Consider the following 24,801-nt stretch of genomic DNA (forward strand, 5'->3'; position numbering starts at 1 on the left):
CAGTTAACTGCGCCAGTTGACAACAGTGGGCTACACTTTTTTAGCGTTTTACTGACCAGCGTACCGTTTCACCGCCAAGGAACGGCACCAGCGTATCGTTTTCCAACGCGATGTTCTCCGGGACCTGGTGCTCCACGCGTTCCAGCTCAATAAAGGTCTCATTCACCGGCAAACCATAGAACTGTGGGCCATTGAGTGAGCAGAAGGCCTCGAAATGGTCCAGCGCGTTCATCTCTTCGAACACAGTGGCATAGCTGCCCAGCGCGGTCGGCGCATTAAAGCAGCCCGCACAGCCGCAACTGGACTCTTTACGATGACGCGCATGCGGTGCGGAGTCGGTACCCAGGAATGCACGACTGAATCCGCTGGCAACCAGTTCACGCAGCGCCTGTTGGTGAACGTTACGTTTGAGTATTGGCAGGCAGTACAGATGCGGGCGAATTCCACCGACCAGCATATGGTTGCGGTTAAACATTAAATGCTGCGGTGTGATGGTTGCTGCAAGAAGCTCATTGCCCTCGCGAACGTATTCGGCGGCATCTTTGGTCGTGATATGTTCAAACACCACTTTTAGCGCGGTTAAACGCTGACGCAAGGGATCCATCACCGTTTCGATGAAACGTGCTTCGCGATCGAAAATGTCGATATCAGCGTGCGTCACTTCACCATGCACCAACAGTGGCATCCCCAATTTTTCCATGCGCTCCAGTACCGGCATAATGGCATCGACTGAGGTTACACCATGTGTAGAGTTGGTTGTTGCATTGGCGGGATAAAGTTTCGCGGCGGTGAAGACGCCTTCGTTGAATCCACGCTCAAGTTCATTAGGATCCAGCGTGTCCGTTAAGTAGCAGGTCATTAACGGAGTAAAGCTATGTCCGGCGGGTACAGCGCCCAGAATGCGCTGACGGTACGCAATGGCCGCATCAACTGTCGTGACCGGCGGAGCGAGGTTTGGCATAACAATCGCGCGACCATAAATTTCACTGGTATAAGGCACGACAGTTTTCAACATGTCGCCATCGCGAAGGTGAAGGTGCCAGTCGTCTGGGCGGCGGATCTTTAAAACCTGGGATGGTGCAGTCATCAATATGCTCCGGCTGAGGATAGTCTTTTTTGCCGGAAACAAAGGATAAGCGGAAACGTTTTCGTTTGCACGAAAAAAAGGACGCATTAGCGCCCTGTTGTTTATTAATCGGTGAACGGGATAATGATTTCGCCCGGTTTAACCTCAATCCCTTTCGCCAGTTTTTTCGCCAACGCTTCGCCTTTGCTGCTATCTTCACGCAAAATATAGGCCGGTTGCTGGTTAAAGTAATTGCGCAGCGACTGATTTAAGTAGGGCATCAGAGTTTGCAGTACAGATTGCATTTTCTCTGGTGTGACGGTCGCATCGACCACTTCCATTTCTTGCAGATAAATCGCGCCTTTTTCTTTATTGAAGACTGGCAATGCTTTTAACTTCAACTTCATGGTCGCTTTCTGACTACCAAAAAGGGAATTCATATCCAGATTGGCATCGCCTGTCAGAGTCACTTTATTCGGTTCTTCTCGACCAATCTGGCTGGCGAGATTGGTCAGTACGATATGGGCTTCAGCAACGCCAGGCAGACCAATATCTCTCGAGAAGTCGTTATGCTTTGCCAGTGCCTGATTAATCTCTTGCTCGCTAACCGTGTATTGTGTGAGTTGATTACAACCAACCAACAGGCCGCTGACAATCAGTGCAGCAGCAAAAAAAAACTTTTTCATGGGGTTCCTCAACATGATGCTTGTGGCGTAATCGTGACACAAAGCAGCATCCAGCACCAGCGGCCCGGACACCAGCAGAAAAAACTGAAATTGAGTCCGGGACGCCTGGTCAGCTATCAGGCATCAGGTTCCAGCATGCCGCGTGACGGGCGTTTATGGCTAAACTGCCAACCCAGCGCGAGGAAGGTGATAAAGCCGATAATGCCGAGCATCATCCACGGGAGCTCTGGCTGTGACAGTGCTTTACCCATGTCAAACAGCCAGCCGCCACCGATATAACCGATGGCACCGCCGATGGCTAACCCGAGGCGGCTAAAGCCCATGTAACTGCCCCGTGCGCGCGCATTTGCCAACGACGCGCTCAACGTCTCGCGTGCCGGTTCGGCGATGATAGAACCGATATAGAAGGTGCAAATCAGGGTGAAAAGCTGCTGTAAATTCCCGACCAGACCGATGGGCATCATGCTAAGAGACATGATCAGCAGGCCTGCCATCAGCCGATGTTCAAGACGAAAACGTTTTTCACTCCAGCGGGCGATAGGGTAGAGCAGCGTTAAAGAGAGACACGCTTCGATGGCATACATCCACTTCACGGCGGCTGGCGAACCGGCAATGTCATTAACCATAATCGGCAGCATCAACATAACCTGTACCGCCAGCATGTAATACCCCGCCAGCGTCAGGACATAGGTGACAAATCGTTTGTCATGCATCACATGACTCATGCCTTCGCGCACGGGAATCTTCACGGTGGATAGCTTCCATGCCGGAAGCAGCCATGCGTTAAACGCGGCGCACAGAACGAACAAAATCGCACCTGTGGCGCAGACCAGGCGGAAATCGTACTGTAACAGCCAACTGCCGAGTAATGCGCCAACAACGGCACCGGCACTGTCCTGCATCATCAGAATAGAAAAAAAACGCCCGCGCTTTTCCGGGCGGATCAGTTTGACCACCAGTGCCGAGCGGGGCGGGTCGAATAACGTACCGCCTAAGCCGGAGAGGAAACAGGAGAACCACAATAGCCAGGGTTCGTGCGCAATCCCCATCGTGGCGAATCCGGCGGCACGCATCAGCATGCCGGTCACAATCATCGGTTTGGCACCAAAGCGGTCAGCAATTGCGCCGCCAAAAATCCCCAGACCTTGCTGGATAAATTGGCGCAATCCAAGTGCGATACCGACCATCACGGCGGCCCAGCCCATTTGGTCGACGAAACGGATAGAGATCAGTGGGAAAACGACAAAGAAACCCAGCACGACCAGCATATTATCGATGAGCAGGAAATATTTACCCAGGCTCCTTGCCTGCGAGACTTGCGACATTTCCCCTCCAGGGAAAAAACTCGTCACTCGGTGGAGAGTTTAAAAGATAAGCACCTTCTATTCTGCGGTGTCGTTTGCGCTTTTCCCACCCTTGGCGGGACAATATTTTTTTATCAAAAGTCAGTCTTGATAGAGAGTTTTCATCAAAATGTGTGAATAATTCAAAAAATGGCATTTTGCTCTTTTCACACGGTGTATTTGCACAGGTATAGTAATGCGAATTGCGTATTGAAGACGTTACGGGAAGGAGTAGGTATAGAATGTTTGGCTATCGCAGTAACGTGCCAAAAGTGCGCTTAACCACGGATCGTCTGGTCGTGCGTTTGGTGCATGAGCGTGATGCCTGGCGTCTGGCAGATTATTACGCAGAGAATCGTCATTTCTTAAAGCCCTGGGAACCTATCCGCGATGAAAGCCACTGCTACCCCTCTGGCTGGCAGGCGCGTCTGAGCATGATCTCTGAATTTCATAAACAAGGCACGGCCTGGTATTTCGCGCTGCTCGATCCTGATGAAAAAGAAATTATCGGCGTAGCGAACTTCTCGAACGTGGTGCGCGGATCTTTCCACGCTTGCTATCTCGGTTATTCCATTGCGCAGAAGTGGCAAGGGCAGGGGCTGATGTACGAAGCCCTGACCGCCGCTATTCGTTATGTGCAGCGGACGCAACATATTCACCGCATTATGGCGAACTACATGCCACACAATAAGCGTAGCGGCGATTTGCTGGCGCGACTCGGCTTTGAGAAAGAAGGGTATGCAAAAGACTATCTGCTGATTGATGGACAGTGGCGCGATCATGTGCTGACGGCGTTGACCACATCAGAATGGACCCCCGGTCGCTAAGTTTCAGGCGCACGGCCTGAATAATGGAGAAGACGATGAAATACGAATTAACCGCCACCGAAGCCCGTGTGATTGGCTGCTTATTAGAAAAGCAGGTTACTACACCGGAACAATATCCCCTTTCCGTGAATGGTGTGGTGACCGCGTGTAATCAAAAAACCAACCGTGAACCGGTGATGAATCTATCGGAAGCCGACGTGCAGGATCAGCTTGATAACCTGGTAAAAAGGCATTTTCTGCGTACGGTGAGCGGCTTTGGTAATCGCGTGACCAAATACGAACAGCGGTTCTGTAATTCAGAGTTTGGCGATCTTAAGCTTAGCGCGGGTGAAGTGGCACTGATTACCACGCTGTTACTCCGTGGCGCTCAGACACCGGGTGAATTGCGTAGCCGCGCATCCCGAATGTATGAGTTCAGCGATATGGCGGAAGTGGAGTCGACGCTGGAGAAGCTGGCGACCCGGGAAGACGGTCCTTATGTGATTCGCCTGGCGCGTGAACCTGGGAAACGAGAAAGTCGTTATATGCACCTGTTTTGTGGCGAGGTTGATGAGTTACTCGCCGCGGCAGATGAACCGCAGGCGGCGCCTGGAGATTTGCAGGCGCGTGTTGAAGCGCTGGAAACCGAAGTGGCAGAGTTGAAACAGCGGCTCGATTCGTTATTGGCACACCTGGGAGACTGACGTGGGAAAATTGCGTATTGGCGTAGTCGGGTTAGGAGGCATCGCGCAAAAGGCATGGTTGCCTGTGTTGGGTGCATCTGTGGACTGGACGCTGCAGGGCGCATGGTCCCCCTCGCGGGAAAAAGCGCAGCGTATTTGTGAAACCTGGCGAATGCCATACGTTGATTCCGTACAGAATTTAGCGGCAACCTGCGATGCTGTTTTCGTTCATTCCAGTACCGCCACTCACTACGCCGTAGTGAGTGAGTTGTTGAATGCCGGCGTTCATGTTTGCGTGGACAAGCCGCTGGCAGAAAATCTGCGCGAAGCTGAACAACTGGTGGAGCTAGCGGCGCGGAAAAAACTGACGCTAATGGTTGGATTTAATCGCCGCTTTGCGCCGCTGTATCAGGATCTAAAGGCGCAGTTGGTCAATGCGGCGTCTGTCCGTATGGACAAGCACCGTACGAACAGCGTCGGGCCGCACGATCTGCGTTTTACGCTGCTGGATGATTACCTGCATGTGGTAGACACCGCGCTGTGGCTGGCAGGAGGAAAGGTTCAACTTAATGGCGGCACGCTGTTAACAAATGACATCGGTGAAATGCTTTATGCTGAACATCATTTTTCTGCCGATCAGCTACAGATAACCACCAGTATGCACCGCCGTGCTGGTAGCCAGCGCGAGTGTATCCAGGCCGTGACGGAGGGTGGCTTGATTGATGTAACGGATATGCGGGAATGGCGCGAAGAGCGCGGGCAGGGGGTGGTACATAAGCCCATTGCTGGATGGCAAACTACGCTAGAACAACGTGGGTTTGCCGGATGCGCACGCCATTTTATAGCCTGTGTACAAAATCAGACGGTTCCTGAGACGGCGGGCGAGCAGGCGATTCTGGCGCAGCGTGTGGTTGATAAACTGTGGCGGGAGGCGATGGCGGAATAACCCCCTGTAACATCTGGCGGTAGTAATTCACGGTAATCCAGGTACTATATGCCCACTCAAAAAACACCTCTTTTCAAGCTATAGACCAGTTTGTCAGCCTGATAAGACGCTTTAGCGTCGGCATCAGGCCCTGCGACATTGCCGGATGAGGGCTCAACGCCTTCTCCGGCCAATGGACTGGCTATGCGGGGTTCTGCCTCAGAGTCTGGAATACAACATAGATGAATTTATTAAAATCGCTGGCAGCCGTCAGCTCGATGACGATGTTCTCACGTGTGCTGGGTTTTGCGCGTGACGCGATTGTCGCCAGAATCTTTGGCGCAGGGATGGCGACCGACGCCTTTTTTGTGGCATTCAAACTTCCTAACCTGCTGCGCCGCATTTTTGCTGAGGGAGCGTTCTCTCAGGCGTTTGTACCGATTCTTGCCGAATACAAAAGTAAGCAGGGCGAAGACGCCACCCGCGTGTTTGTCGCCTATGTTTCTGGTCTATTGACGCTGGCGCTGGCCGTCGTCACGGTGGCCGGGATGCTTGCTGCGCCGTGGGTGATAATGGTCACCGCGCCAGGGTTTGCTGATACTGCAGATAAGTTCACACTGACCACCCAACTGCTGCGAATAACCTTTCCTTATATTTTGCTGATTTCGCTGGCCTCACTGGCTGGTGCAATCCTTAACACATGGAATCGCTTCTCCATTCCAGCGTTTGCGCCGACGTTTCTGAATATCAGCATGATTGGTTTTGCGCTGTTTGCCGCGCCTTATTTCCATCCGCCGGTGCTGGCGCTGGCGTGGGCTGTCACCGTGGGCGGTGTGCTGCAACTGGTTTATCAGCTTCCACATTTGAAGAAAATTGGCATGCTGGTACTGCCGCGTGTCAACTTCCGCGATGAAGGTGCGATGCGCGTCGTGAAGCAAATGGGGCCGGCGATCCTTGGGGTCTCTGTCAGCCAGATTTCTCTCATCATCAATACGATTTTTGCCTCGTTTCTGGCCTCCGGCTCGGTGTCATGGATGTACTATGCCGACCGCCTGATGGAGTTTCCGTCCGGTGTTTTGGGGGTGGCGCTGGGGACAATCCTGCTGCCGTCACTGTCCAAAAGTTTTTCCAGCGGTAATCATGATGAGTATTGCCGCCTGATGGACTGGGGGCTGCGCCTGTGCTTTCTGCTGGCGTTACCCAGTGCCGTGGCATTGGGGATCCTGGCGAAACCGCTGACGGTGTCGCTGTTCCAGTACGGAAAATTTACCGCGTTTGATGCGGCGATGACCCAGCGCGCGCTGGTGGCGTATTCGGTCGGGCTGATTGGTATTATCGTCGTGAAAGTATTGGCGCCTGGTTTTTACTCGCGTCAGGATATTAAAACGCCGGTAAAAATTGCCATTGTAACGCTGATTCTGACCCAGGTGATGAACCTGGCGTTTATCGGGCCGTTGAAGCATGCCGGACTGTCGTTGTCGATCGGTTTGGCGGCGTGTCTGAATGCTTCGCTGCTCTACTGGCAACTGCGCAAACAGAAAATATTCACCCCACAGCCGGGCTGGGCCTGGTTCCTGACGCGTCTGCTGATTTCAGTGCTGGTGATGTCTGCTGCGCTGGTAGGGATGCTTTACATGATGCCGGACTGGTCACAGGGGACAATGGTGTGGCGTGTGATGCGTCTGATGGCGGTGGTGGTCGTGGGAATCGTTGCCTACTTTGCCGCTCTTGCTGTGCTGGGCTTTAAAGTGAAAGAGTTTGTTCGCCGGACGGCGTAATGGACATCCTATGCCGGATGGCGGCGCAACGCCGCATCCGGCCAACAGAATAGCGTTGCCTGATAAGCACAATGCCATCAGGCAATGATCAAATAGAGAATTTTTTCCCGCCGCGATGTGCCGCAGAGGTCTGGCCGTTTGCGCCATACAGCGTCGGCTCCTGGTGCGGTTTCAGCACTTGAATTGCCTGTTGATTGCGTTCGATCTGCCCTTCGAGCAGCCAACCATTGTGTTGGTTGAGATCGCGCAAATGCTGTGTCTTCTTCGTGATTGTCTGCCAGCGCTCGGCAATCTCATCATTGGCGCTGCGCGAGGCATCATTTTCCAGGCGGCGCTGCTGTTCCAGATAATCGAGGGTGGCCAGCAAAGAACTTTTTTCTTCTGTAATTCGCTGTAGCTGGCTACCGTTGATCTGCCCTGCAGAAAGCTGATGCTGCTCAGCATCCATCACCGTTTTCAGGTCATTGAGGACGGCCGTCATCTGATCAAGTATTTCTGACAAACGAGTCATACTTTATTTACTCTGTAGGTAGCTCTGTGCCTCGCGGATCAGCGAGTCGGCAATTTTTCCGGTATCCATTTTCAGCTCGCCGTTACGGATCGCGGTTTTCAGCGCTTCGACACGTTCCATGTTGATGTCATTGGTGCCGGGCTGCATCAGTTTGGCCTGAGCGTCACTCAGCATTACGCTGGTGCTGTTTGTCGTCGCTGTTTTTTCCTTCCGCGCTTTTTGTACCGGCGAGTCGCTGGTTTCGCGTGGCTGGACAGTGCTTACTGGCTTCAATGGTGAGGTACGATCAATACTCATTTTTTCTATCCTCATCGAGGGGTTACGCTATAGCGACCCGCTTTAATCATTGGTTGATTATCTATCGGCACTCGCTAAAAAATCTTTAACCTATTATAGGTTAATAAGAATATTCCCATCAGAATCGACGATTCCACTCACCACCTGACCAGAAATCATCCGCACCCGTGCGTTTTGCGCGACGGCTGCATTGTTGAGCGCTTTACCTTCGGCATTGACCCGAAAGCCGTCTCCGTTGGCGATAACCATCACGCGTTGACCCGCTTTTATCCGCCACGCCTGGCGCAACATTGTGAGCTGGATTGGCTGACCGGGAACCAGGTCGCGCAGGCTCACGGCATCCTGAACCTGATTAACGTCCAGTACGGCGCGTGGCGGCAGTTGATCCAAACGACCACGTTTTAGCGTTACGCTGGCCGCGTTCAGTGCGCTTCCTCGGGCAACAGGGGCCGCTGCGACAACATAGTTGCCGGTGGCTTGCACCGTGACCTGCAGGTAGCGCTTTTCATTGGCGCAGCGGGCCAGTACGTTCACGTTACCCCACAGTTTCGCACTGCCGGACACGCTCAGCGCAGGCTGGTCACAGCTGGGCTGCAAGTTTGGCGGCGTACGGACAGTGACGACCACCTCATCGCTAAACCCGGCCAGGCGCTGGGAAAACCACGCGGTTAACTGCGAATTCAGGTCTTGTGCCAGCGTCATAGGGCTGAACAGCAGTGCTGCCACAACTATTCCACGTTTAAACGTTTGCATCAAAACCTCGCGCTTTTTCAGGTAGTGGCAGGATTCTACCTGTGTGACGCAGTCATCAACGCAACAAATAGCGACGCATTTTGCGTTTATTCCGGCGATAACGCGCGCGTGATGGGATTTAAGCTGTCGGCTGAATTTTGTCATTTGCGGAGGAGATATGCTCGATAAGCTCGACGCCGCCTTACGTTTTCAACAGGAAGCGCTGAATTTGCGCGCCCAACGCCAGGAAATATTAGCGGCCAACATTGCCAATGCCGACACGCCAGGGTATCAGGCGCGCGACCTGGATTTCGCCAGTGAATTAAAAAAAGTCATGGTGCGCGGGCGGGAAGAAACGGGCGGTGTTTCGTTGACGCTGACCTCTGCACAACACATTCCTGCCCAGACTGTCTCGGCTCCTTCTACGGAGTTGCTCTATCGCATTCCTGACCAGCCGTCTCTGGATGGCAACACGGTGGATATGGACAGGGAGCGTACGCAGTTTGCGGATAACAGCCTGAAGTACCAGATGGGGCTTACCGCGTTAGGTGGGCAAATCAAGGGCATGATGAACGTGCTGCAAGGAGGGAACTAACCCGTGGCGTTGCTCAATATTTTTGATATCGCAGGTTCTGCGCTGACGGCTCAGTCTCAGCGTCTGAACGTGGCTGCCAGCAACATGGCGAACGCCGATAGCGTGACCGGACCTGATGGTCAGCCGTATCGCGCAAAGCAGGTTGTTTTTCAGGTCGATGCAGCGCCAGGCGCAGCAACCGGTGGCGTAAAAGTTTCTGACGTCATTGAAAGTCAGGCGCCGGACAAGCTGGTTTATGAGCCGGGCAATCCGCTGGCGGATGCGAATGGCTACGTAAAAATGCCGAATGTCGACGTGGTCGGCGAGATGGTTAACACCATGTCTGCTTCACGCAGCTATCAGGCAAACGTTGAAGTGCTCAATACCGTAAAAAGCTTGATGCTTAAAACGCTGACGCTGGGCCAGTAAAGGAGGCGCACATGTCCGTTGCTGTAAAAATGAATGACCCGAGTACGTCGGGTGTTAATGCTGCCACTGGCAAAAGTTCGCTGACAGGGAGCAACGCGGCCGATCTGCAAAGCAGCTTTCTGACGCTTCTGGTCGCGCAGTTGAAAAACCAGGATCCGACCAACCCGTTGCAAAACAATGAGTTGACTACCCAGTTAGCGCAAATCAGTACCGTAAGCGGCATTGAAAAATTGAATACCACGCTGGGATCGATCTCCGGGCAGATCGATAGCAGCCAGTCGTTGCAGGCCAGTACTCTGATTGGTCATGGCGTCATGATCCCGGGAACCACCATTCTGACCGGTAAAGGTGCGGAAGAAGGGGCAACGACGACCACGACACCGTTTGGCGTTGAGCTGCAGCAACCGGCAGATAAGGTTACCGCAACCATTACCGATAAAGACGGCAAGGTGGTACGCACCATTGATATTGGCGGGTTGAAAGCGGGCGTTCACACCTTTACCTGGGATGGCACCATGACGGACGGCACGGATGCGCCGAGCGGTTCGTATAACGTTTCGATTGCGGCCAGCAACGCCGGAACGCAACTTGTGGCGCAGCCTCTACAGTTTGCGCTGGTGCAGGGTGTTATCCGCAGTAACGGCGGTAATACGCTGGACCTGGGCACCTATGGAACCACCACCCTCGACGAAGTACGGCAGATAATTTAAGCCTTCACACTTATCAGGAGTAAGTCATGGCCTTTTCACAAGCGGTCAGCGGTCTGAACGCTGCAGCGACCAACCTCGATGTCATTGGTAACAACATCGCCAACTCCGCCACCTACGGTTTTAAATCCGGCACGGCATCCTTTGCCGACATGTTCGCCGGTTCTAAAGTGGGTCTGGGCGTTAAAGTTGCGGGTATTACCCAGGACTTTACCGATGGTACCACCACCAACACTGGACGTGGCCTGGATGTGGCTATCAGCCAGAACGGTTTTTTCCGTATGGTTGACAGCAATGGTTCTGTTTTCTTCAGCCGTAACGGTCAGTTCAAGCTCGATGAAAACCGCAATATCGTTAACATGCAGGGACTGAAACTGACGGGCTATCCGGCGACCGGTACGCCGCCGACAGTTCAGCAAGGTGCGAACCCAGGGCCGATCACGATCCCTAATACATTGATGGCGGCACAGGCAACCAGCAAGGCCTCAATGCAGATCAACCTGAACTCATCGGATAAAATCCCGACAACGACAAAGTTCGATCCGAAAGATGCTGACAGCTATAACAAAAAAGGCCCTGTTACCGTTTATGACAGCCTGGGCAATGCCCACGAAGTTAACGCCTATTTTGTAAAACAGCCTGATAACAAATGGGCTGTCTATACCATTGATAGCAGCGATCCGAAGGCTGCTGTACCAACCGCACCAACGTCCACGCTGGAATTTGATACCAATGGGGCGCTAACCGGCGGCGGTACATTCAATATCACCACAGCTGCGCTCAATGGCGCACCTGCCGTCACCTTCGCAATGAGTTTCCAGAACTCCATGCAGCAGAACACCGGTGCAAACAACATTGTTGCCACTAACCAGGACGGCTACAAACCAGGCGATCTGGTGAGCTACCAGATTAACAATGACGGTACCGTAGTCGGTAACTACTCCAACGAACAGAAACAGGTTTTGGGACAGATCGTGCTGGCAAACTTTGCCAACAACGAAGGTCTGGCATCTCAGGGCGATAACGTCTGGGCGGCAACGCAGGCCTCCGGTGTGGCACTGCTGGGTACCGCGGGTACGGGGAACTTCGGCAAACTGACCAACGGTGCGTTGGAAGCCTCTAACGTGGATTTGAGTAAAGAACTGGTGAATATGATCGTCGCTCAGCGTAACTATCAGTCGAATGCGCAGACCATCAAAACCCAGGATCAGATCCTTAACACACTGGTCAACCTGCGCTAAGCGCCTGACGGGATGGCTTAATGGATCACGCAATATATACCGCCATGGGCGCGGCCAGTCAGACGCTGAATCAACAGGCGGTGACGGCCAGCAACCTGGCAAATGCCTCCACACCGGGTTTTCGTGCTCAGCTCAACGCGCTGCGTGCGGTTCCCGTAGAAGGGCTTTCGCTGCCAACGCGTACGCTGGTGGTCGCCTCCACGCCTGGAGCTGACATGACGCCAGGCCAGATGGATTATACCTCCCGTCCGCTGGATGTGGCTTTGCAGCAGGATGGCTGGTTGGCTGTGCAGACCGCTGATGGCCGCGAAGGATACACCCGCAATGGCGCAATTCAGGTGAGTCCAACCGGTGAACTGACCATTCAGGGACATCCGGTGATTGGCGAAGCTGGGCCGATAGCGGTACCGGAAGGGTCGGAAGTGACTATCGCCGCTGACGGAACGATTTCGGCGCTCAACCCAGGCGATCCCGCGAATACGGTGGCGCCAGTAGGACGTCTGAAGCTGGTTAAAGCGACGGGAAGTGAAGTGCAACGTGGTGATGACGGTATGTTCCGTCTGAGTGCGGCAGCGCAGGCTACCCGGGGACCGACACTGCAAGCCGACCCCAGCATCCGCGTGATGTCGGGCGTACTGGAAGGCAGTAACGTCAAACCGGTTGCGGCGATGAGCGATATGATCGCCAGCGCTCGCCGTTTCGAAATGCAGATGAAGATTATCAGTAGCGTGGATGATAACGCGGGCCGCGCCAACCAACTGCTGTCGATGAGTTAATACAGGACATTTTATGATCAATTCATTATGGATCGCCAAAACCGGCCTGGACGCGCAGCAAACCAACATGGATGTGATTGCCAACAACCTGGCAAACGTCAGTACTAATGGTTTTAAACGCCAGCGTGCGGTGTTTGAAGATCTGCTGTACCAGACGATTCGCCAGCCTGGCGCTCAGTCTTCTGAACAGACAACGCTGCCGTCTGGTTTGCAGATTGGTACCGGTGTGCGTCCGGTTGCGACCGAACGTTTACATAGCCAGGGTAACCTGTCGCAGACCAACAACAGTAAAGATGTGGCGATTAAAGGCCAGGGGTTTTTCCAGGTCATGCTGCCAGATGGCACGTCAGCCTATACCCGTGATGGCTCTTTCCAGGTGGATCAGAACGGTCAGTTGGTAACGGCGGGTGGTTTTCAGGTGCAGCCTGCAATCACTATCCCGGCTAACTCGCTCAGTATCACTATTGGGCGCGACGGGATTGTCAGTGTCACCCAGCAGGGTCAGGCTGCTCCAGTTCAGGTAGGGCAGCTCAACCTGACGACCTTCATGAATGATACCGGTCTGGAAAGTATTGGTGAGAATCTGTACACCGAAACGCAATCGTCCGGTGCACCGAACGAAAGCACGCCGGGGCTGAACGGTGCGGGCCTGTTGTACCAGGGTTATGTGGAAACCTCTAACGTCAACGTGGCGGAAGAACTGGTCAACATGATCCAGGTTCAACGTGCTTATGAAATCAACAGTAAAGCGGTATCGACCACCGATCAGATGCTGCAGAAACTGACGCAACTCTAAAGTGACGTCCGGTGGGGTGAAAGCCTCACCGGCGTACTGATTTTGAAGATGAAGGCAATGCGAAAATACGCGCTTCACCCATACCCGATTTTGGCCCTGCTGGTGGTTTCACTGACAGGATGCGCCTGGATCCCGGCCACTCCGCTCGTGCAGGGCGCGACGACTGCCCAGCCAGTTCCAGGCCCGACGCCGGTGGCGAATGGATCAATATTTCAGTCTGCGCAGCCGATTAATTATGGCTACCAGCCGTTATTTGAAGACCGCCGTCCGCGCAATATTGGCGATACGTTGACTATCGTATTGCAGGAAAACGTCAGCGCGAGCAAAAGCTCCTCGGCGAATGCCAGTCGTGATGGCAAAACTAACTTTGGGTTTGACACGGTACCACGTTATCTGCAGGGGTTATTTGGCAACGAGCGTGCCGACGTAGAGGCTTCTGGTGGCAACTCGTTTAACGGTAAAGGCGGCGCGAACGCCAGAAATACCTTCAGCGGTACGCTGACCGTAACGGTCGATCAGGTACTGGTGAATGGCAACTTACATGTCGTGGGTGAAAAACAGATCGCCATTAATCAGGGCACTGAATTCATTCGCTTCTCCGGGGTGGTTAACCCGCGCACCATCAGTGGCAGTAACTCCGTACCGTCAACGCAGGTTGCGGACGCGCGGATTGAGTACGTCGGCAACGGCTACATCAATGAAGCGCAAAATATGGGCTGGTTGCAGCGTTTCTTCCTTAACTTGTCGCCGATGTAAGCGAGGTCTCCAGTGTTTAAAACTTTTGTTGGAATGGTACTGGTGTTGGTAACCGCCTTCGCGCATGCCGACCGTATTCGAGACCTGACCAGCGTGCAGGGCGTGCGGGAAAACTCGCTGATTGGTTATGGGCTGGTGGTCGGGCTGGATGGTACGGGTGACCAGACTACCCAGACGCCATTTACGACACAAACGCTCAACAACATGCTGTCGCAGTTGGGGATCACCGTGCCCACCGGCACCAATATGCAGCTGAAAAACGTGGCAGCGGTAATGGTCACCGCGCAGTTCCCGGCCTTTGGTCGTCAGGGGCAAACCATTGACGTGGTGGTCTCTTCCATGGGGAACGCTAAAAGCCTGCGCGGCGGTACGCTGCTGATGACTCCGCTGAAAGGGGTCGATAGCCAGGTATATGCGTTGGCGCAGGGGAATATTCTGGTTGGCGGTGCAGGCGCGGCTGCGGGTGGCAGCAGCGTGCAGGTAAACCAGCTCAATGGCGGACGTATTACCAACGGCGCGACCATCGAACGCGAATTACCCAGCCAGTTCGGCGGTGGTAACACCATTAATTTGCAGCTGAATAATGAAGATTTCACCATGGCGCAGCAAATTACCGACACCATTAACCGCTCGCGCGGTTTTGGCAGCGCAACGGCGCTGGATGCCCGGACGATCCAGGTGCGGGTGCCAAGCGGCAACAGTTCGCAGGTGCGCTTCCTCGCCGACATTCAGAATATGGAGGTGAACGTCACGCCGCAGGACGCGAAGGTAATTATTAACTCGCGTACGGGATCGGTGGTCATGAACCGCGAGGTAACGCTGGACAGCTGTGCCGTGGCGCAAGGCAACCTGTCGATTACGGTTAACCGCCAGGCGAATGTTAGCCAGCCGGATACACCGTTTGGCGGTGGGCAAACTGTAGTGACGCCACAAACGCAGATCGATCTGCGCCAGAGCGGTGGTTCGTTGCAGAGCGTGCGTTCCAGCGCCAACCTGAACAACGTCGTACGTGCATTGAATGCGCTGGGGGCAACACCGATGGACCTGATGTCTATCCTGCAATCCATGCAAAGTGCGGGTTGTCTGCGCGCCAAACTGGAAATCATCTGATGATTGGTGATAGCAAACTGCTGACCAGCGCAGCCTGGGATGCACAATCACTGAACGAACTGAAAGCGAAAGCGGGTCAGGATCCGGCGGCAAATATCCGCCCGGTCGCCCGCCAGGTTGAAGGGATGTTCGTGCAGATGATGCTGAAAAGTATGCGCGAGGCGTTGCCAAAAGACGGTGTCTTTAGCAGCGACTCCACGCGTTTATACACCAGCATGTATGACCAACAGATCGCCCAGCAGATGACCGCAGGAAAAGGTCTGGGGCTGGCAGAAATGATGGTCAAGCAGATGACGCAAGGACAGGGGCAACCTGCGGATGATGCGCCGCAGGTACCGATGAAATTCTCGCTGGAAACGGTGACCAGCTATCAAAATCAGACGCTGACGCAACTGGTGCGTAAAGCGATGCCCAGAACCACAGAAAGCAATGATGAGCCACTGTCGGGTGACAGCAAAGACTTCCTGGCTCAACTTTCGCTGCCGGCAAAACTGGCCAGTCAGCAGAGTGGGGTTCCTCATCATCTGATTCTGGCGCAGGCTGCGCTGGAGTCCGGGTGGGGGCAACGACAAATTCGACGGGAGAATGGCGAGCCGAGCTTTAACATTTTTGGTGTGAAAGCCTCGGGAAGCTGGAAAGGGCCGACCACTGAAATCACCACCACCGAATACGAAAACGGTGAGGCGAAAAAAGTGAAAGCGAAATTCCGTGTTTATAGCTCTTATCTTGAAGCACTGTCGGATTATGTCGGTCTGATATCCCGCAATCCGCGTTACGCCGCGGTGACCGGTGCCGCGACCGCTGAGCAGGGTGCCCAGGCATTGCAGAATGCGGGTTACGCCACTGACCCTAACTATGCGCGCAAATTAACCAGCATGATCCAGCAGCTAAAATCGATGAGCGAAAAGGTGAGTAAAACCTACAGCACGAACCTCGATAATCTCTTTTAAATAGCTCAAGTCTGCTGACCTGCTGCCGATAATACCGAGTATTGAAGGATTACAAGGAACCTCCATGTCCAGCTTGATTAATAACGCGATGAGTGGACTCAGCGCAGCGCAGGCCGCGTTGAACACTGCCAGTAATAACATCTCCAGCTATAACGTTGCCGGCTATACCCGACAAACGACAATTATGGCGCAAGCGAACAGCACGCTGGGTGCGGGGGGCTGGGTCGGCAATGGTGTCTATGTTTCTGGCGTACAGCGTGAGTATGACTCATTTATCACTAATCAGTTACGTGCGGCGCAGAACCAGAGCAGCGGCCTGACGACACGTTACGAGCAAATGTCAAAAATCGACAACCTGCTCGCCAGCAAAACCAGTTCGATCTCAACGTCGATGCAGGGCTTTTTTACCAGCCTGCAGACGTTGGTGAGTAACGCAGAAGATCCGGCGGCGCGTCAGGCACTTATCGGTAAAGCTGATGGCTTAGTCAATCAGTTCAGAACGACGGACCAATATCTACGCGATCAGGATAAGCAGGTCAATATTGCGATTAAGGCCAGCGTCGATCAAATCAACAACTATTCGAAGCAAATTGCCAGCCTTAACGACCAAATCTCCCGTTTGACCGGCGTTGGCGCGGGTGCATCACCGAACGATCTGCTCGATCAGCGCGATCAACTGGTGAGTGAGCTGAACAAGATTGTCGGCGTGGAAGTCAGCATTCAGGACGGCGGCACCTATAACGTGACTATGGCGAATGGCTATTCGCTGGTGCAGGGCAGCAATGCTCGCCAACTGGCCGCTGTACCTTCCAGCGATGATCCCTCTCGCACGACTGTCGCTTATGTTGACGGCGTGGCCGGAGAAGTTGCCATCCCGGAAAAGCTGATCACGACCGGTTCGCTGGGCGGGCTGTTGACGTTCCGTTCGCAGGAACTCGACCAGACGCGTAATACCCTTGGTCAGTTGGCCCTCGCTTTTGCTGATGCGTTTAACACGCAGCACAAAAAAGGTTTTGATGCCAACGGCGACCCGGGCAAAAACTTTTTCGATATTGGTGGCCCGGCAGTCCTTAGCAATACGAAAAATAAAGGGACCGGTGCGCTGGACGTTAAAATGACCGACAGCTCGTCGGTGCAGGCCACAGACTATAAAATTACGTTTGATGGCGTTGACTGGCAGGTGACCCGTCTGGCTGACAATACCAGCTTTAAGCCGACGGTCACTGACGGAAAAATGTCGTTTGATGGGCTGGAAATCACCGTCAAAAATGGTGCGCTGGCGAATGATAGCTTTACGGTGAAACCCGTGGGTGACGCCATTATTAATATGAAAGTGGCGGTGACCGACGAGTCGAAAATCGCCATGGCTGAAGTGTCCAAAAATGACACTGACCCCAATGTTGATAAAGGAAAAAGCGATAACCGTAACGGTCAGAAATTGCTGGATCTGCAGACCAAGGCAACTATCGGGAATAAAACCTTTAACGATGCTTATGCTACGCTGGTGAGCGATGTCGGCAACAAAACGGCGACCTTAAAAACCAGTAGTACCACGCAAAACAACGTGGTCACGCAGCTTTCAAATCAGCAACAGTCTATTTCCGGGGTTAACCTCGACGAAGAGTACGGGAATTTGCAGCGTTATCAGCAGTATTACCTGGCCAACGCTCAGGTACTGCAAACGGCGAATTCACTCTTTGATGCACTGCTGAATATTCGTTAAGGGAGAGGAATTCAATGCGTATCAGTACTCAGATGATGTACCAGCAGAATATGCGCGGCATCACCAACTCTCAGGCTGAATGGTTGAAATTTGGCGAGCAGATGTCAACGGGGAAACGCGTGAACAACCCGTCTGACGATCCGATTGCCGCATCACAGGCCGTGGTACTTTCACAGGCCCAGGCGCAGAACAGCCAATATACGCTGGCGCGCACTTTCGCGACGCAAAAAGTGTCACTGGAAGAGAACGTGTTAAGCCGGGCGACGACCGCTATTACCGCGGCACAGGAAAAAATTGTCAATGCTGGCAACGGTACATTGAGTGATGATAACCGGGCATCGTTGGCAACTGATTTGCAAGGGATCCGCGATCAGTTAATGAATCTGGCGAACAGTACCGACGGTAATGGTCGTTATATCTTTGGCGGCTACAAAACGGAAGCCCCGCCATTTGCCCAGACTGATGGTACCTATAGTGGTGGAACTCAAAATATCACCCAACAGGTCGATGCCGCTCGGTCAATGGTGATTGGTCATACCGGGGATAAGATTTTTGACTCGGTGACCAGCAACGCGGTTCCAGAGCCAGATGGAAGCAAGTCAGAAACGAACTTATTCGTCATGTTGGATACCGCTATTGCAGCCCTGAATAAGCCGATTGAAGGCGATGATGCGGCTAAAGAGGCAGCCAAAGCCGCCATCGATAAATCCAACCGTGGTCTGAAGAACTCACTGAATAATGTGCTGTCTGTTCGTGCTGAACTCGGTACGCAACTCAGTGAACTTAGCGCTCTGGACTCGTTGGGGGCCGATCGCGCGTTGGGTCAAACACAACAGATGAGCAATCTGGTTGATGTTGACTGGAATGCGGCGATTTCTTCGTATGTTATGCAGCAGGCTGCGCTACAGGCATCGTATAAAACGTTTACCGATATGCAGGGAATGTCACTATTCCAGCTCAACCGGTAACAATCCTTTTTGAAACATATCATGAAACTGGATATGTTTGTCTGCCCGCTCCACATACACCCCGGAGCGGGCATTTTTTTAGGCTGCAGTTGTCTGGCTAACAGGTAATTTACCGGTCAGTCTAATTACCAGCGCAACAACGCCGCTGAAAGTGGTCAGTGTCACCACGCCTTCCCAGTTTGCCAGCGCATAGACCTGACTTCCGAGTACAGAACCCAGCGCCATGCCGATAAACACCAGGGTAAATAGCAACGCATTCAGACGACCTCTTGCCTGAGGCTCCAGGCTATAAACCAGGTTCTGGTGGGCGACCAGGCTGGATTGCAGTCCGAGATCAAAGCCTATCGCTGACAGGGCAATCAGCAGCCACTGCCCCTGTACTGGCAGGGCCGGAAGCAAGAACATCAGTGCAAATGAAAGCGTGACTAACAGCGCGCCCAACTGTGTTACCCGTCCGGCACCTACTTTATCTGCCAGATGACCTGCCATAGGGGCTGCCAGCGCCCCGGCTGCCCCTGCAATACCAAATGCTCCCGCTATCGCACTGCCCATGTGGTAATGCTCAGAGAGCATAACCGCCAGTGTTGACCAGAAGGCGCTAAAGGCAATGGACAGGAAGCCCTGTGCCAACGCCGCCCGGCGTAGTGCAGGATAACGCTGCCACAGTTGCGCCATGGAGAACATTAATGCCGGATAACTCAGCGTGGAATGGACCGTAAAGCGGGGCAGCATTTTCCACATCAGTACGGCAATCACGGCAATACTGACAGCGGCAAGTTGATACATTTCCCGCCAGCCATAGGCTTCACCTACCAGCCCGCTGATGGTCCGCGAGAGTAAGATCCCCAGCAGAAGACCGGTCATGACGGTACCCACTGTCTTTCCCTGCTTGCCTTCAGGCGCAAGGATGGCTGCGGCCGGCACGATATCCTGAGCCATGGTCGCTGTCATCCCCATCAATAAGCTAACCAGCAGTAGCGAATGCAACTGACCGGTAAAGCTGCAGGCCAACAGCAGCGCGGCAAGAGAGACGCTTTTTAGCAGGATCAATGTCCGGCGGTCATAACGGTCGCCCAGCGGCAACAAAAACAAAATGCCCAGCGCGTATCCTGCCTGGGTGAGCGTTGGCACCAGCCCCATGCCGGTGACGTCTAAGGCCAGGTCCTGACCCATCAAAGGTAAAAGAGGCTGGGCATAATAGATTGCGGCAACGCTGAACCCAGCGCCCAGTGCCAGAACAAAAATAACCCAACGGGAAAGTGCGGTGTGTGTGTTCACAAATGATTCCTCAATCACGGGATGTGCGGTTATTTTTATCCTTCAACAGGTAGCACGGTAGCGAGCGCAGTGGTAAAACAGTTATACGTTACACGTATGAATAATGACTAAATGATAAAAACTGAACGTATAGATAGGGTGGAATTGATGCGCACGTTTGTGCGCATCGTCGAGGCCGGTTCGCTTTCAGCGGCGGCAAAGCAAATGGGCACCACCCAGGCAACCGTCAGTCGGCGGTTACAATCCCTTGAGACGCTGTTGGGCGTTAAGCTGATTATGCGTACCACCCATGCAATGAAGCTGACTGATGATGGTGAGCGAGGGTATCAGCATGCCAAACACATCATTGATGCCTGGCTGGCGCTGGAGGACGGACTGAACATCACGGAGGATGAGCCGGTGGGGACGTTGCGGGTTCGGGCACCACATGCGTTCGGCCAACAACAACTCCTTGAACCGCTTCTGCAGTTCCTTTCCCGCTATCCACAGTTATCCGTTGAGTGGATGCTGAATGATAAGACCGTTGATTTTCTCAGCGACAATATCGACTGCGCTATCCGGGTTGGGGCTGAGGTTGATCCTGCTACGGTCTCGGTTTTACTGGCTGAAGTTCCCCGTAGTATGGTGGTGAGTCCCGCATTGCTGAAACAGTATGGTGAGCCTTCGCATCCGGAGCAGTTATCCGCGCTGCCGTGGATTGCCGTGAACACGTTTTACCAACACAGCGTTTCGTTACTGAATCAATCGCGTAATGAACCGGTCACTCTGAATATTTCACCCAGATTAAGCACCGACAGTATTTATGTTGCAAGAAATGCCGCCCTGGCAGGATTAGGTGTGACGATTGTGTCGAGCTGGATGGTCGAGGAAGATATTGCCAGCGGACGCCTGGTTGCGCTGCTACCCGAGTGGCATGCGGCATCGTTGCCTGTACATTTGGTCTACCCCTGGGCGCGCTACTATCCGACCCGATTACGCAAATTTTTAGCCTTAATGAAGGATGTCATGCCGCAGCTGACGGGGATGAAAGGCGTAGAACAGATATAAAAAAGCCGACCCGAAGGTCGGCTGTGATGTTGATTATGATTTACTCAACGGGCTGCGGGCGCGTTGCAGGCGCGGTCGCCTGGTGTGTGGCGCTGTGTCCGCCTGCAGCACCTTTGCCTTCAAAGGCGAATGCCGGGCGCTGCCACTCGCTATGACGCGGCGCTTCAGGCACATATTCCGGAGCCGGAGCGCGGGTCATCGGTGCGGTCGCATGGCTGTGAAGATGTTCTGCGTCAACGCGGGTTGCGACAGCGTCAGATTCAACGACTGCAGTTTCGACGACAGGTGCTGCAACAACTTCCTGCGGCGCAGCAATCTCTTCAACAACTGGCGCTGTTTCCACAACTTCGGCAATCTCTTCAACCACTTCTGGCTGGGAAATAACAACCTCTGCAGGCTCTTCAACAACCGGCGCAGTCACAACTTCAGCCACAGGTTCGGCTTTCGCAGCGATCTCTTCGGCAACCGGTGCGTCAGACTCAGCGATAATTTGCGGTTGCTGCTCGACCGGAGTAGCAATAACTTCCGGATGCGTGGTTTCAACAACGACGGCCTGCGTTTCCGCTACGCTAACATCAGGTTGCACGACGTTTTGCTGTACAGGGACATCCGCAATGTGCTCAACGACAGCGGCGGCGGCTTGAGGCTCTACTGCCACAGACGCATTTTGTTCCTGATCCAGTTTCTGTTCGCGCTGTTCTTCAACCTGCATGTCCTGAGTGCGGGCAACAGGGTAGCTAATCCAGACTTTGCCGGACGCTAATTCCGGAGAAGCACAGGCAACCGTTAACGGCATCGGCGACTGAACCGGATAGCGTTCGTCACGATAGCGACGACGACGCTGCCCGCTTACGCGCAGATGGCGAGGAGAACGACGCGAGCGACGGGGCATACCGTTATTATCGCGTGCTTCGTTGTTGTCCTCTTGCTCTGGTGCAACGACTACGGGTAAATCGACTTTAGCCAGTTCGGTACGTTGAGCCGGGGCGGACTGTTCAACAGGTTGAGCAACGGCGGTTTCAGCAACAATCGCTGCAGTCGCCACTTCGGCTTCAACCGGCGCGCTGTCGGTGAATCGAACTTTCTGATTCAACTGACGCTGTTTACGACGAGTTTGCGGCTGACGCACGCGTTCTTCCTGCTCGGAATCCTGCGCAGGCTGTTCAGCCAGGTTCAGTTCTTTAACTTCCTGCTGTGCCTGACGTTTGTCATCGTTGCGACGACGGTTGCGTTCGCGACGCGGGGCCTGCTGCTCATCACCAGATTTCGCTTTGTCTGCGACGTCAGTGGATTGCTGGCGGTTATCGCGTGCTTCCGCATTTTGCTGCTGTGACTGACGACGGTTACGGCGGTTATCTTCACGGTTTTCGCCGTTTTCTGAACGCTCATTACGGTTGTCACGGTCACCACGGTTGTCACGATTATCACGACGCTCGTTACGATCGCGACGATTGTTCTGACGCGGTTTGCGACGATCCTGCTGGCGTTCCGTTTTCTCTTCAGCTTTCGGGGCCGGTTGTTCAACCGGTTTCACTTCTTCACTGCTGCCAAAGATGGACTTCAGCGCGCCGAAGAAACGGCTAATCAAACCCGGCTGTGCAGCGACAGGTGCGGTCGCAGCAGCAGCTTTAGGCGCGGCAGCTTTCACTGCTGGTTCCTGCAGTGCAGGGGCCGGCGGAACATCAGGCATCGCGAAAGTGGCGAGTGCCGGTTGTTCAGGTTGCTTACGCTCGACGTATTCTTCTTCCGTCGGCAACGCCATCGCTTCTTCGTGCAGTTTCGGCAGCAGATAGCTCAGAGTTGGCGTCTCTTCCCCTTTGCGTACACGCAGTACGGAATAGTGCGGCGTTTCCATCTGATCGTTTGGCACGATCACACAGCGCACACCGTTCTGACGCGTCTCAATGGCATTGACCGCAGTACGTTTTTCGTTGAGCAGATAAGACGCAATGGGTACCGGGACGATCGCGTGAACTTCCTGGGTATTCTCTTTCAGCGCTTCTTCTTCGATCAGGCGCAGAATGGAGAGCGACAGCGATTCGTTGTCACGCACGGTACCGGTGCCGGAGCAACGCGGGCAGACGTGGTGACTGGATTCACCCAGTGACGGGCTCAGACGCTGGCGGGACATTTCCAGCAGACCGAAGCGAGAAATATGGCTGATCTGAATACGCGCTCTGTCCTGACGAACGGCTTCACGCAGACGGTTTTCTACCGCTCGCTGGTGGCGAACCGGGGTCATATCGATAAAATCGATGACGATCAGGCCACCAAGGTCACGTAAACGCAGCTGACGCGCAATTTCATCGGCAGCTTCAAGGTTAGTGTTAAACGCCGTTTCTTCAATATCGCCGCCGCGAGTTGCGCGTGCGGAGTTGATATCGATAGCTGTCAGCGCTTCAGTGCTGTCGATAACGATTGAGCCGCCGGAAGGCAGACGCACTTCACGTTGGAAGGCGGATTCAATCTGGGATTCAATCTGGTAGTGGCTGAACAGCGGGATTTCACCGGTGTACAGTTTGATTTTGCTGCTGAAATCCGGACGACCCAGCGCAGCGATGTGCTGACGCGCCATCTCCATCACTTTCGGGTTATCGATAAGGATTTCACCAATATCCTGACGTAAATAGTCACGGAAAGCACGAACGATGACGTTGCTTTCCTGGTGGATCAGGAACGGGGCAGGGCGGCTTTCAGCCGCTTTTTGAATGGCTTCCCAGTGTTTCAGACGGAAGCTCAGGTCCCACTGCAGTGCTTCGGCCGATTTGCCGACACCTGCGGTACGCACGATAAGCCCCATGCCATCAGGCAGTTCGAGGCTTGCCAGCGCTTCTTTTAATTCGGTACGGTCGTCGCCTTCAATGCGACGAGAGATGCCGCCCGCACGCGGATTGTTCGGCATCAAAACCAGATAGCTGCCTGCCAGACTGATAAAGGTTGTCAGTGCTGCGCCTTTATTTCCGCGCTCTTCTTTATCTATCTGAACGATAACTTCCTGACCTTCACGCAACACATCTTTAATGTTGGGGCGGCCGTGGGAACTGTAGTTTGCGGGGAAATATTCGCGGGCGATTTCTTTTAACGGGAGGAAACCGTGACGTTCAGCTCCGTAATCAACAAAAGCAGCTTCCAGACTCGGTTCAATACGGGTAATTTTACCTTTATAGATGTTGGCTTTTTTCTGCTCGTGTCCAGGACTTTCGATATCCAGATCGTACAGACGCTGCCCATCTACAAGGGCGACACGCAACTCTTCCTGCTGAGTCGCGTTAATTAACATTCTTTTCATCGTAACTTACTCATTATTCTTACATTGACGACTAAGCTGCGGGCAGAGAAATGCCTTTCCGGGTGTGAACCGATGGCCTCGTGTCTATTCGCGTCGCCAACCTCACGGTTATCGTCAGCTCAAAGAGGCGCAGAGTGTCGGTTGCCTGTATTTCATGCGGAAACACAGCGCAATTATCAGGGGAACAGTCTGGGTATTACTCTCCAGAGAAGCTTCCATTGTGCTTGTCGTCTTTCACGCTGTTGGTGCGTTGGCTTCATCTTCTCACCCCAGACACTTACAGGAGTAAGCTTCTGGTGGTTCCCAGACTTGCCGCCTTCCTACAACGCG

24 protein-coding genes are annotated in these 24,801 nt (G+C 53.7%); 16 read left to right on the forward strand and 8 right to left on the reverse strand.

What is annotated here, in order from left to right; translation table 11 throughout:
* Positions 1-40: 40 nt before the first annotated feature.
* The 3 genes from pyrC to mdtH form a co-directional block, all read right to left on the reverse strand.
* Complete coding sequence (pyrC, locus tag OGX91_RS21060; RefSeq protein WP_040230667.1) at positions 41-1,087, reverse strand: dihydroorotase; 1,047 nt, start codon at positions 1,085-1,087, stop codon at positions 41-43.
* Positions 1,088-1,191: 104 nt separating this feature from the next.
* Complete coding sequence (locus OGX91_RS21065) at positions 1,192-1,752, reverse strand: lipoprotein (RefSeq protein WP_040230668.1); 561 nt, start codon at positions 1,750-1,752, stop codon at positions 1,192-1,194.
* Positions 1,753-1,868: 116 nt separating this feature from the next.
* Positions 1,869-3,077 carry a multidrug efflux MFS transporter MdtH gene (gene mdtH, locus OGX91_RS21070; protein ID WP_040230669.1) on the reverse strand — a complete coding sequence of 403 codons (1,209 nt, stop codon included), beginning with the start codon at positions 3,075-3,077 and terminating at the stop codon, positions 1,869-1,871.
* Positions 3,078-3,337: 260 nt separating this feature from the next.
* Here mdtH and rimJ point away from each other — a divergent pair, with 260 nt between their 5' ends.
* The 4 genes from rimJ to murJ all read left to right on the forward strand — a co-directional run bounded on the left by rimJ (position 3,338) and on the right by murJ (position 7,287).
* Positions 3,338-3,922 (forward strand): ribosomal protein S5-alanine N-acetyltransferase, encoded by a 585-nt coding sequence (gene rimJ, locus OGX91_RS21075; RefSeq protein ID WP_005129064.1) that lies wholly within the window; start codon positions 3,338-3,340, stop codon positions 3,920-3,922.
* A 35-nt stretch (positions 3,923-3,957) separates the two neighbouring features.
* Positions 3,958-4,605, forward strand: coding sequence for a YceH family protein (locus OGX91_RS21080; protein ID WP_199946891.1), 648 nt, complete (start codon positions 3,958-3,960; stop codon positions 4,603-4,605).
* Position 4,606: 1 nt separating this feature from the next.
* Positions 4,607-5,530, forward strand: a complete 924-nt coding sequence (locus tag OGX91_RS21085; protein WP_040230670.1) for a Gfo/Idh/MocA family protein — start codon at positions 4,607-4,609, stop codon at positions 5,528-5,530.
* 221 nt (positions 5,531-5,751) lie between these two features.
* Positions 5,752-7,287 carry a murein biosynthesis integral membrane protein MurJ gene (gene murJ / locus OGX91_RS21090; protein WP_005129059.1) on the forward strand — a complete coding sequence of 512 codons (1,536 nt, stop codon included), beginning with the start codon at positions 5,752-5,754 and terminating at the stop codon, positions 7,285-7,287.
* A gap of 88 nt (positions 7,288-7,375) precedes the next feature.
* Here the strand turns inward: murJ and flgN are convergent, their stop codons facing one another.
* The 3 genes from flgN to flgA all read right to left on the reverse strand — a co-directional run bounded on the left by flgN (position 7,376) and on the right by flgA (position 8,848).
* Positions 7,376-7,798, reverse strand: a complete 423-nt coding sequence (gene flgN, locus OGX91_RS21095) for a flagella biosynthesis chaperone FlgN (RefSeq protein ID WP_040230671.1) — start codon at positions 7,796-7,798, stop codon at positions 7,376-7,378.
* Between the two features lie 3 nt (positions 7,799-7,801).
* Positions 7,802-8,095, reverse strand: a complete 294-nt coding sequence (gene flgM / locus OGX91_RS21100; RefSeq protein ID WP_005129057.1) for a flagellar biosynthesis anti-sigma factor FlgM — start codon at positions 8,093-8,095, stop codon at positions 7,802-7,804.
* A gap of 93 nt (positions 8,096-8,188) precedes the next feature.
* On the reverse strand, positions 8,189-8,848 hold the full coding sequence (gene flgA, locus OGX91_RS21105; protein WP_005129055.1) for a flagellar basal body P-ring formation chaperone FlgA: 660 nt from the start codon (positions 8,846-8,848) through the stop codon (positions 8,189-8,191).
* Between the two features lie 157 nt (positions 8,849-9,005).
* Between flgA and flgB the strand changes: the two genes are divergently transcribed.
* From flgB to flgL, 11 genes are all read left to right on the forward strand, one after another.
* Positions 9,006-9,422 (forward strand): flagellar basal body rod protein FlgB, encoded by a 417-nt coding sequence (gene flgB / locus OGX91_RS21110; protein ID WP_003036189.1) that lies wholly within the window; start codon positions 9,006-9,008, stop codon positions 9,420-9,422.
* 3 nt (positions 9,423-9,425) lie between these two features.
* On the forward strand, positions 9,426-9,830 hold the full coding sequence (gene flgC / locus OGX91_RS21115; RefSeq protein WP_005129054.1) for a flagellar basal body rod protein FlgC: 405 nt from the start codon (positions 9,426-9,428) through the stop codon (positions 9,828-9,830).
* An 11-nt stretch (positions 9,831-9,841) separates the two neighbouring features.
* On the forward strand, positions 9,842-10,540 hold the full coding sequence (gene flgD / locus OGX91_RS21120) for a flagellar hook assembly protein FlgD (protein WP_040230672.1): 699 nt from the start codon (positions 9,842-9,844) through the stop codon (positions 10,538-10,540).
* 26 nt (positions 10,541-10,566) lie between these two features.
* Complete coding sequence (gene flgE / locus OGX91_RS21125) at positions 10,567-11,778, forward strand: flagellar hook protein FlgE (RefSeq protein ID WP_040230673.1); 1,212 nt, start codon at positions 10,567-10,569, stop codon at positions 11,776-11,778.
* A 20-nt stretch (positions 11,779-11,798) separates the two neighbouring features.
* Positions 11,799-12,554 (forward strand): flagellar basal body rod protein FlgF, encoded by a 756-nt coding sequence (locus OGX91_RS21130; protein ID WP_005129046.1) that lies wholly within the window; start codon positions 11,799-11,801, stop codon positions 12,552-12,554.
* Between the two features lie 13 nt (positions 12,555-12,567).
* On the forward strand, positions 12,568-13,350 hold the full coding sequence (gene flgG / locus OGX91_RS21135) for a flagellar basal-body rod protein FlgG (protein ID WP_005129045.1): 783 nt from the start codon (positions 12,568-12,570) through the stop codon (positions 13,348-13,350).
* A gap of 57 nt (positions 13,351-13,407) precedes the next feature.
* The gene (gene flgH, locus OGX91_RS21140) at positions 13,408-14,106 is read left to right on the forward strand and encodes a flagellar basal body L-ring protein FlgH (protein ID WP_003836756.1); all 699 of its coding nucleotides are present in this window, start codon (positions 13,408-13,410) and stop codon (positions 14,104-14,106) included.
* Between the two features lie 33 nt (positions 14,107-14,139).
* On the forward strand, positions 14,140-15,216 hold the full coding sequence (locus OGX91_RS21145) for a flagellar basal body P-ring protein FlgI (RefSeq protein ID WP_005129044.1): 1,077 nt from the start codon (positions 14,140-14,142) through the stop codon (positions 15,214-15,216).
* Positions 15,216-16,166: a flagellar assembly peptidoglycan hydrolase FlgJ gene (gene flgJ, locus OGX91_RS21150; RefSeq protein ID WP_121584801.1), complete on the forward strand. Its 951-nt coding sequence runs from the start codon at positions 15,216-15,218 to the stop codon at positions 16,164-16,166. The genes OGX91_RS21145 and flgJ overlap by 1 nt, the downstream gene beginning before the upstream one ends.
* A gap of 64 nt (positions 16,167-16,230) precedes the next feature.
* Complete coding sequence (gene flgK / locus OGX91_RS21155; RefSeq protein ID WP_155021310.1) at positions 16,231-17,889, forward strand: flagellar hook-associated protein FlgK; 1,659 nt, start codon at positions 16,231-16,233, stop codon at positions 17,887-17,889.
* Positions 17,890-17,903: 14 nt separating this feature from the next.
* On the forward strand, positions 17,904-18,857 hold the full coding sequence (gene flgL, locus OGX91_RS21160; protein ID WP_005129037.1) for a flagellar hook-associated protein FlgL: 954 nt from the start codon (positions 17,904-17,906) through the stop codon (positions 18,855-18,857).
* A gap of 78 nt (positions 18,858-18,935) precedes the next feature.
* Here the strand turns inward: flgL and OGX91_RS21165 are convergent, their stop codons facing one another.
* Complete coding sequence (locus OGX91_RS21165) at positions 18,936-20,135, reverse strand: MFS transporter (RefSeq protein ID WP_286627253.1); 1,200 nt, start codon at positions 20,133-20,135, stop codon at positions 18,936-18,938.
* 111 nt (positions 20,136-20,246) lie between these two features.
* Here OGX91_RS21165 and OGX91_RS21170 point away from each other — a divergent pair, with 111 nt between their 5' ends.
* Positions 20,247-21,182 (forward strand): LysR family transcriptional regulator, encoded by a 936-nt coding sequence (locus OGX91_RS21170; RefSeq protein ID WP_040230679.1) that lies wholly within the window; start codon positions 20,247-20,249, stop codon positions 21,180-21,182.
* A gap of 40 nt (positions 21,183-21,222) precedes the next feature.
* Here OGX91_RS21170 and rne read toward each other — a convergent pair whose 3' ends face one another.
* Entirely contained in the window at positions 21,223-24,471 is a 3,249-nt protein-coding gene (gene rne / locus OGX91_RS21175) for a ribonuclease E (RefSeq protein ID WP_199946893.1), read from the reverse strand.
* Between the last annotated feature and the right edge of the window lie 330 nt (positions 24,472-24,801).

Origin of the sequence: Citrobacter sp. Cpa228 (assembly GCF_030333085.1) — a bacterium.
Taxonomy (GTDB): domain Bacteria; phylum Pseudomonadota; class Gammaproteobacteria; order Enterobacterales; family Enterobacteriaceae; genus Citrobacter; species Citrobacter pasteurii.